This window comes from uncultured Alloprevotella sp., from assembly GCF_963536905.1.
Taxonomy (GTDB): domain Bacteria; phylum Bacteroidota; class Bacteroidia; order Bacteroidales; family Bacteroidaceae; genus Alloprevotella.
This window is the reverse complement of the sequence record NZ_CAUTBW010000077.1, coordinates 1-6,768: the sequence shown is the minus strand read 5'-3', so window position 1 is coordinate 6,768 and position 6,768 is coordinate 1. Positions and strand designations below refer to the sequence as shown.

Below are 6,768 nucleotides of genomic sequence, written 5' to 3'. Positions count from 1 at the left end.
TTCCAGTAGGTTTTAGCGTATATTTTTCCGTCATACCATCAAAAAACTTGCAGAATTCGTCTGCCATACAAAATATTTCTGTAGTTTTGTCCTCGGTGATCATAGCGATTTTTATTTGTAATTATTTGTATTTCAATACCTTAAAATTACAACAAATTTCGCTAATCACCAAATTTATAGACACTTATAATTCGTCGAACTCTCGTTAACTTTACGAAGATAGTAACGAATCTTTATTTTCCTTATTCTGTCAGTTGACACGATAAAGATGTCAACTGATACTCTTATTGTATTTGAAAAGTGCCTTATTATTTTTTTTGAGTTTCTCAGCGAGAAATTCCAATTTTCTGTAGAGAGTGTAACATTCTTCTACAGTCTGCTCTGTACTGAAAAAGGTTGAGAGTTCTGTTTTCTAAAATATATATTGCTCGACATCTCCTAATGCTGAGTTTAGAGGAGGTTGTTATGGTCGTTTCTTTAATCTTTTTTAAGTTGATTTGGTATAGAGTATAGTTCAGGATTGCGTTATTTATGCTTATTGGAAAATTAGAAGTTTATCGATTCGTGTAGCTGTAGATTTGTAGATTATGTATTCTGTTTATATAAATTCTGGGGAAGAATAAATACGTTAATGTTTTGCAGCTACTTATATTAGCTTTCAAAGAAGCATATTTGTTTTATTTTTGGCAAGAAACAAAATAGGCAGTAAGTCAAAAAGATTCACTGCCTATTATTTATCTATTGTGTATACTTTCAGCTTATCCGCCAAAGTTGTCGTACATAATATTTTCTGGCTCAACGCCTAGACTGTCAAGTAGTTTTATAACGGCATTTGACATGGGGCCAGGACCACACATGTAATATTCTATATCTTCAGGGGCTTCATGGTTCTTGAGATATTTTTCCCACATCACTTGGTGCACAAAACCTGCAGTGTATTCTACACCTGCTTCATCCGCAGCAGGGTCGGGGCGATCGAGTGCAAGGAAGAACTTGAAGTTGGGGAATTCTTTCTGCAACTCGAGAAAGTCCTGTAAGTAGAACACTTCGCTAAGCGAGCGAGCGCCATAGAAAAATGACATCTTGCGGTCCGTAGTGTGGAGCGTCTTAGTCATGTGCATAATCTGTGCGCGAAGTGGAGCCATACCTGCGCCACCGCCAACCCAAATCATTTCGTTCTTTGTCTCGAAGCGTGGATGGAAATCACCATAAGGACCACTCATAATAACTTTATCTCCTGGTTTTAGGGAGAATATGTAAGAAGAGGCAATACCTGGCATAACGTCCATCATACCGCCACCTTGATCTTTAGGTTTAAAGGGAGGAGTTGCAATACGCACTGTCAGCATAAAGCGGTCACCCTCTGCAGGATAGTTGGCCATGGAGTAAGCACGAACGGTTTCTTGCTTGTTTTCGCACTTCAAATTGAAAATACCAAATCGTTCCCAAGTACCGATATATTGTTCACCAATGCTTTCTTTGTCAATGTCAACATTGTAGTCCATTTTATACTTGGGGATGTTGATTTGAGCATAAGAACCTGGAATAAAGTCCATATGTTCACCTTCGGGGAGAGCTACAATAAATTCTTTTATGAAACTTGCAACGTTTTTATTGCTAACTACTGTACACTCATATTCCTTAACTCCAAGAACCGAGTCGGGGACTTTTACATCCATGTCTCCCTTTACTTTTACTTGGCAAGCTAGGCGATAATTTTCTTTAATTTGCTTACGAGAAAAATGTGCTTTTTCTACATCAATGATTTCTCCTCCTCCATTGACAACCTGACATTTGCACTGGCCACAGCTACCTTTACCACCACATGCTGAAGAGAGGTGTACGCCTGCATCACCGAGAGTGGAGAGTAAGCTAGATCCTTGAGGAACTGAGATTTTATCCTTGTCGTTTACTGTGATAGTAACATTGCCACTGGGAAGCAAATAGCGCTTGGCAATTAGCAATATGACAACCAATACGATGATGATTCCTAAGAAAACACCGATACTATTTATGATAAATTGTATATCCATTATTTTGTCTTCTTACTTATTTAGATATTGAGTCCAGAGAAGCACATAAAAGCCATGGCCATCAAACCTACGGTAATGAAGGTTATACCGAGGCCTTGTAGTGGCTTAGGAACGTCCGTGTAAGCCATCTTTTCACGAATGGCTGCAAGTGCAACAATTGCTAAAAGCCATCCGATACCAGAGGAGAAGGCATAAATTATAGCATCCCAAACATTACCAATAAATTGTGAGCTATTTGAATCCATATTTATGCGTTGTTGCATGAAAAGACTAGCTCCCATGATTGCACAGTTTACAGCAATCAGCGGAAGAAAAATTCCTAATGCAGCATAAAGGCTCGGAGAGAATCTTTCAACAATCATTTCGACAAGTTGGGTAATACCTGCAATGACTGCAATGAAAAGAATGAATGAGAGATAGGAGAGGTCCATTCCAAAGATGCCATCTTCAGAGAGAACTTTTGTCTGAAGTAAATAGTCGATAGGGACGGTTACTAAGAGGACAAACGTTACCGCAACTCCTAAACCGAAGGAGGTTTTCACATTTTTGCTCACTGCAAGGTATGAACACATACCCAAAAAAGAAGCAAAAATCATATTGTCGACAAAAATCGAGCGAACGAATAAACTTAATGTGTGTTCCATAACTGCTTATTTAATTATTGTCAACATCTTTAACGATTAATCGATGCACCCAAATGACACAGCCTAAAAGAATCAGAGCCATGGCTGGCATTGTCATCATTCCATTATTTACATATCCTGCATCGTAGAAACTTTGTGGTATAATTTTAAAGCCCATAAGGCTACCATTACCGAAAAATTCGCGTATACCTCCCACTACAACAAGAATCCATGCATAGCCTAATCCGCTACCAATACCGTCAAGAAAGCTAGCAATGGGGCCATTAGTCATAGCAAATGCTTCAAGTCGCCCCATAAGAATACAATTTGTAATAATCAGACCAACATATACGCTCAGTTGTACGCTAACATCGTAAGCAAAAGCTTTGAGTATCATGCTGACAATTGTTACAAGCGCTGCAACTACGACAAGCTGGATGATAATACGAATGCGTGTTGGGATTGTTTTACGAATCAATGAAATAATAAAGTTACTAAATGCCGTTATAATAGTAACGGAAAGTCCCATTACAATGGCTGGTTCAAGCTGTGTTGTTACAGCCAAAGCAGAGCATATACCTAAAACCTGAACTAAAATAGGATTGTTCAAGTTTAGAGGAGTTACAAAGGCTTGCTTATTTTTTTCTGATAAGAAACTCATACTCCAATTATTTATTTTAGAGAGGCAAGATATGCCTGATAGTTTTTGAGATATTCATGAATCATGTCATTTACACCTTTGGAGGTAAGAGTAGCCCCAGTGATACCATCACATTCTGTATTGGCATCTTTAACTGTGCCTGACTTTACTACCTTGAGTGCAGGTGTTCCGTTGAGGTAAGCTTTCTTTCCCTGGAATTCTTTTTGGAAGGGTTCTTCCTTGATGAGAGATCCGAGTCCTGCTGTTTCGCTCTCGTGTGAGAAGTATGCACCATAAATTGTTTGTCCATCGGCATTTAGTGCTACGAATCCCCAAATAGAGCCCCATAGGCCTTTACCTACCATGGGAATGACGTACTTTGTCTCGTTTCCGACTCTGCAGACATAAACAGGTAGGCATTCAGAAGACATGCTCTTGCGATCTACTTTAAAGCCATCTTGGTCTTTTTGAGCCCCCTGCTTTAAGATCTGTCCTCTGGCATTTACAATTTCATCGGCCATAACAACTTCTTTGTATCTATCCTCAGTCTGAACTTTGTCAACATTACGGATGTTCAAAGCTGCCAAAATCTGCTGTTTTTTGTCGATACGTTCGTTTGAATCGGAGCGTTCTTTCAAGCCTGCGTAAGCAAAAGCAAGGAGAAATGCCACAATCACGACAACTACAGTTGCATACGTGATGGTATAAGCGTTACTATTAGTATTTAGTTTCATAGCGATCTTCTTTTATTTCTTCAAGCGATTTGCGCGCTTTGTGATATTACGCTGAACAACAATATAATCGATAAGCGGAGCAAACATATTCATGAATAGGATTGCAAGCATCATGCCTTCTGGATAGCCAGGATTCAGAACACGGATGGTAATAGCTAATGCACCAATTAGGAAGCCATAATAATACTTGCCTGTTTCGGTACGTGCAGAAGTTACAGGATCTGTTGCCATGAATACTGCACCGAAGCAGAATCCGCCCAAAGCGAGATGTTCGTACCAAGGAATATTTGCTACAGTATTGTTCTCTATTCCTGCTACATTAAACAAAAAGGCCACAATGGCTCCGCCGGCAAAGACACTTAACATAGTTTTCCACGAGGCTATTTGAGTCCACAGAAGAATTATGCCACCTATGGCAATTGCAATAACACTAGTCTCTCCAATAGAGCCTGGGATTAATCCAATTACCATATCTATAAAGCTTGTGTTTGATACGGAATTAGCAGCTGCCTCTCCTAGTGGTGTAGCCATAGTTGAACCATCGGGTAAAGCATAGCCTAATCCACAAAAATTTTCGGTGGAAAGCCAAACTTGATCCCCTGTCATTTTACTAGGGTATGCAAAGAATAGAAAGGCTCGAGCAATAAGTGCAGGATTGAAGATATTCATGCCTGTACCTCCAAAAATTTCCTTTGCAAAAATAACGGAAAAAGCAATGGCTACAGTCATCATCCATAATGGCGTACCAACAGGAAGAATAAGTGGAATTAGCAATCCTGTAACCAAGAACCCTTCATTAATTTCTTCTTTTTTCCATTGAGCTACAGCAAACTCAATGCCCAAACCTACTGCATAACTTACAATAATTTTGGGGAGCATTATAGCAAAGCCATAAAGGAACATGGACCAAACAGAGGCTTCGCCTAGTTTTCCTGCTGCTAAGGCATTTTGGTAACCAATATTATACATTCCAAAGAACAAGGCAGGTAGAAGTGCAATAACCACGAAAGACATGATCCTCTTTGAATCAATAGCGTCGTGAATGCTTACCCCCGTCTTTGATGTGGTATTTGGCACGAGAACAAATGTCTCAAAACCTTCGAATACAGAATGAAAAGCGTGAAGTTTTCCATTTTCTTCGAAATGAGGTCTTACCTTATTAAAAAAATCTTGTAACATTATTTCTATGCATTTTCTTTTCTGAGAAGGTCAAGACCTTCGCGTACAATACGTTGTAACTCAAGTTTTGAGGAGTCTATAAATTCTGCTACAGCAAAGTCTTCTGGTGCAACTTCATAAATTCCCAGTTCTTCCTGGCGATCTATATTGCCAGTGATTATGGCCTTGATTAGATAGCTTGGATAGATATCCATGGGGAATACGCGTTCGTATTCTGCACTCATTATCATGTGACGTTGACCTCCTTTTATGCGACAATCTGGAGCATAACTTTTCTTACGGAATAGCCAACTACAGTAACTTCTACTTGTCGAAAAATCATTTAGACGTGGTGCAATCCATCCAAAAACCTCATGTACGTCATCTCCTTCAGGAATAGCACAGATTTCTGTAGTATGGGCACCCAAAAAACCTCCTAAATTGGTGCATGTACCAACAAGAGGATTGCCATTGATTATGCGCGTATGTTCTTGACTTTTTAAATTATTGCCTATGATATCTTTAATCGCAGCACCTATCTTTGTCTTAATGTAGGTGGGGTTACACACTTCGCTTCCTGCAATAGCTATGTTTCGAGTCAAATCAATCCTACCCGTCTTAAATAATCTACCAATAAAGATTACTTCCTCAGCTCCAATAGTCCATGCAACTTCTCCCTTGTTGATGGGCGAAATATGATTGATCTGGACTCCGACATTGCCTGCGGGGTTTGGTCCTTGAAAAATATTTACTTCTGCACTATGGAGGGGGATAAAGCTTGTATTGACTTGTTCTGGACTAATACTAACATAGACTTTTGCCAATTTACTAAGTACACTAATCCCCAATTTGAATTCTTCTTCTTGCCCGCTTACAACATAACAAAAATCAGCTGCTAAAGGCATCTTATTAAAAGTTGATACAAAGATGCCTTTAGGTAAATCTGTAGGAGATGCAATGACGTCGTAGGGGCGTTGCTTGAAAAAAGCAAATAACCCAGATTGAAGAAGTCGTTCTAAAATGTCTTCTCTGGTAATTTTTTCAATTCCTAAAATAGGCCATTCTTTTGCGTCTTGATGCACATCAGGAGTGATTCGAATGAGTCGAATTTTTCGGCGATCACCACGCTCAATTTCTTTTACAATTCCGCTTACAGGCGAAACAATTTGAATCTTCCCCGTTTGCTTGTCGGTAAATAGCGGTTCTCCAGCGACAATGTGATCTCCTTCTTTAACCACTAAGCGTGGCGTCATTCCATAAAAGTCTTGTGGAGCAACAGCATACTCAGTTACAGAAGAGATTTCACGAAGTGCCTTCGGAGCTACTCCCTCAAGCTTTAGGTCAAGACCTTTCTTGAGTTTATATAAATTTTCCATAAAGGTATATTATCTTATTTTAGTTTGCAAAGATAGGATTAAATTTTTTAAGAGGCAAACACTTTTAACGGCTTGTCTTTTCTAAATATGAAAATGAATATAGTGATTATCTATTCTATAATATGTCTAGGGGTAAGGTTTTGCCTTAGACCACAATAAGCCTGTGAGCTGACGCAATAAGGCTATCAGCTGACATCCTTATTG

At 39.2% G+C, this 6,768-nt stretch carries 6 protein-coding genes; all 6 read right to left on the bottom strand.

All coding sequences use genetic code 11. The features are described 5' to 3' along the window. Window positions 1-758 precede the first annotated feature (758 nt). The 6 genes from nqrF to ABLA33_RS09810 are packed head-to-tail and all read right to left on the bottom strand — an operon-like array spanning window position 759 to window position 6,564. Window positions 759-2,033: an NADH:ubiquinone reductase (Na(+)-transporting) subunit F gene (nqrF, locus tag ABLA33_RS09835; RefSeq protein WP_347720164.1), complete on the bottom strand. Its 1,275-nt coding sequence runs from the start codon at window positions 2,031-2,033 to the stop codon at window positions 759-761. Between the two features lie 20 nt (window positions 2,034-2,053). After that, complete coding sequence (nqrE, locus tag ABLA33_RS09830) at window positions 2,054-2,677, bottom strand: NADH:ubiquinone reductase (Na(+)-transporting) subunit E (RefSeq protein WP_311490886.1); 624 nt, start codon at window positions 2,675-2,677, stop codon at window positions 2,054-2,056. A 10-nt stretch (window positions 2,678-2,687) separates the two neighbouring features. Next, on the bottom strand, window positions 2,688-3,317 hold the full coding sequence (locus ABLA33_RS09825) for an NADH:ubiquinone reductase (Na(+)-transporting) subunit D (RefSeq protein WP_311490887.1): 630 nt from the start codon (window positions 3,315-3,317) through the stop codon (window positions 2,688-2,690). 11 nt (window positions 3,318-3,328) lie between these two features. After that, the gene (nqrC, locus tag ABLA33_RS09820; protein WP_347720163.1) at window positions 3,329-4,030 is read right to left on the bottom strand and encodes an NADH:ubiquinone reductase (Na(+)-transporting) subunit C; all 702 of its coding nucleotides are present in this window, start codon (window positions 4,028-4,030) and stop codon (window positions 3,329-3,331) included. A 12-nt stretch (window positions 4,031-4,042) separates the two neighbouring features. After that, window positions 4,043-5,209 (bottom strand): NADH:ubiquinone reductase (Na(+)-transporting) subunit B, encoded by a 1,167-nt coding sequence (locus ABLA33_RS09815; protein WP_347720162.1) that lies wholly within the window; start codon window positions 5,207-5,209, stop codon window positions 4,043-4,045. Window positions 5,210-5,214: 5 nt separating this feature from the next. Beyond that, the gene (locus tag ABLA33_RS09810) at window positions 5,215-6,564 is read right to left on the bottom strand and encodes a Na(+)-translocating NADH-quinone reductase subunit A (RefSeq protein WP_347720161.1); all 1,350 of its coding nucleotides are present in this window, start codon (window positions 6,562-6,564) and stop codon (window positions 5,215-5,217) included. Between the last annotated feature and the right edge of the window lie 204 nt (window positions 6,565-6,768).

What these genes read in the sequence shown, in the direction of transcription:
- nqrF (WP_347720164.1), bottom strand. Translation starts at nt 2,033, where the DNA reads ATGGATATACAATTTATCATAAATAGTATCGGTGTTTTCTTAGGAATC.
- nqrE (WP_311490886.1), bottom strand. Translation starts at nt 2,677, where the DNA reads ATGGAACACACATTAAGTTTATTCGTTCGCTCGATTTTTGTCGACAAT.
- ABLA33_RS09825 (WP_311490887.1), bottom strand. Translation starts at nt 3,317, where the DNA reads ATGAGTTTCTTATCAGAAAAAAATAAGCAAGCCTTTGTAACTCCTCTA.
- nqrC (WP_347720163.1), bottom strand. Translation starts at nt 4,030, where the DNA reads ATGAAACTAAATACTAATAGTAACGCTTATACCATCACGTATGCAACT.
- ABLA33_RS09815 (WP_347720162.1), bottom strand. Translation starts at nt 5,209, where the DNA reads ATGTTACAAGATTTTTTTAATAAGGTAAGACCTCATTTCGAAGAAAAT.
- ABLA33_RS09810 (WP_347720161.1), bottom strand. Translation starts at nt 6,564, where the DNA reads ATGGAAAATTTATATAAACTCAAGAAAGGTCTTGACCTAAAGCTTGAG.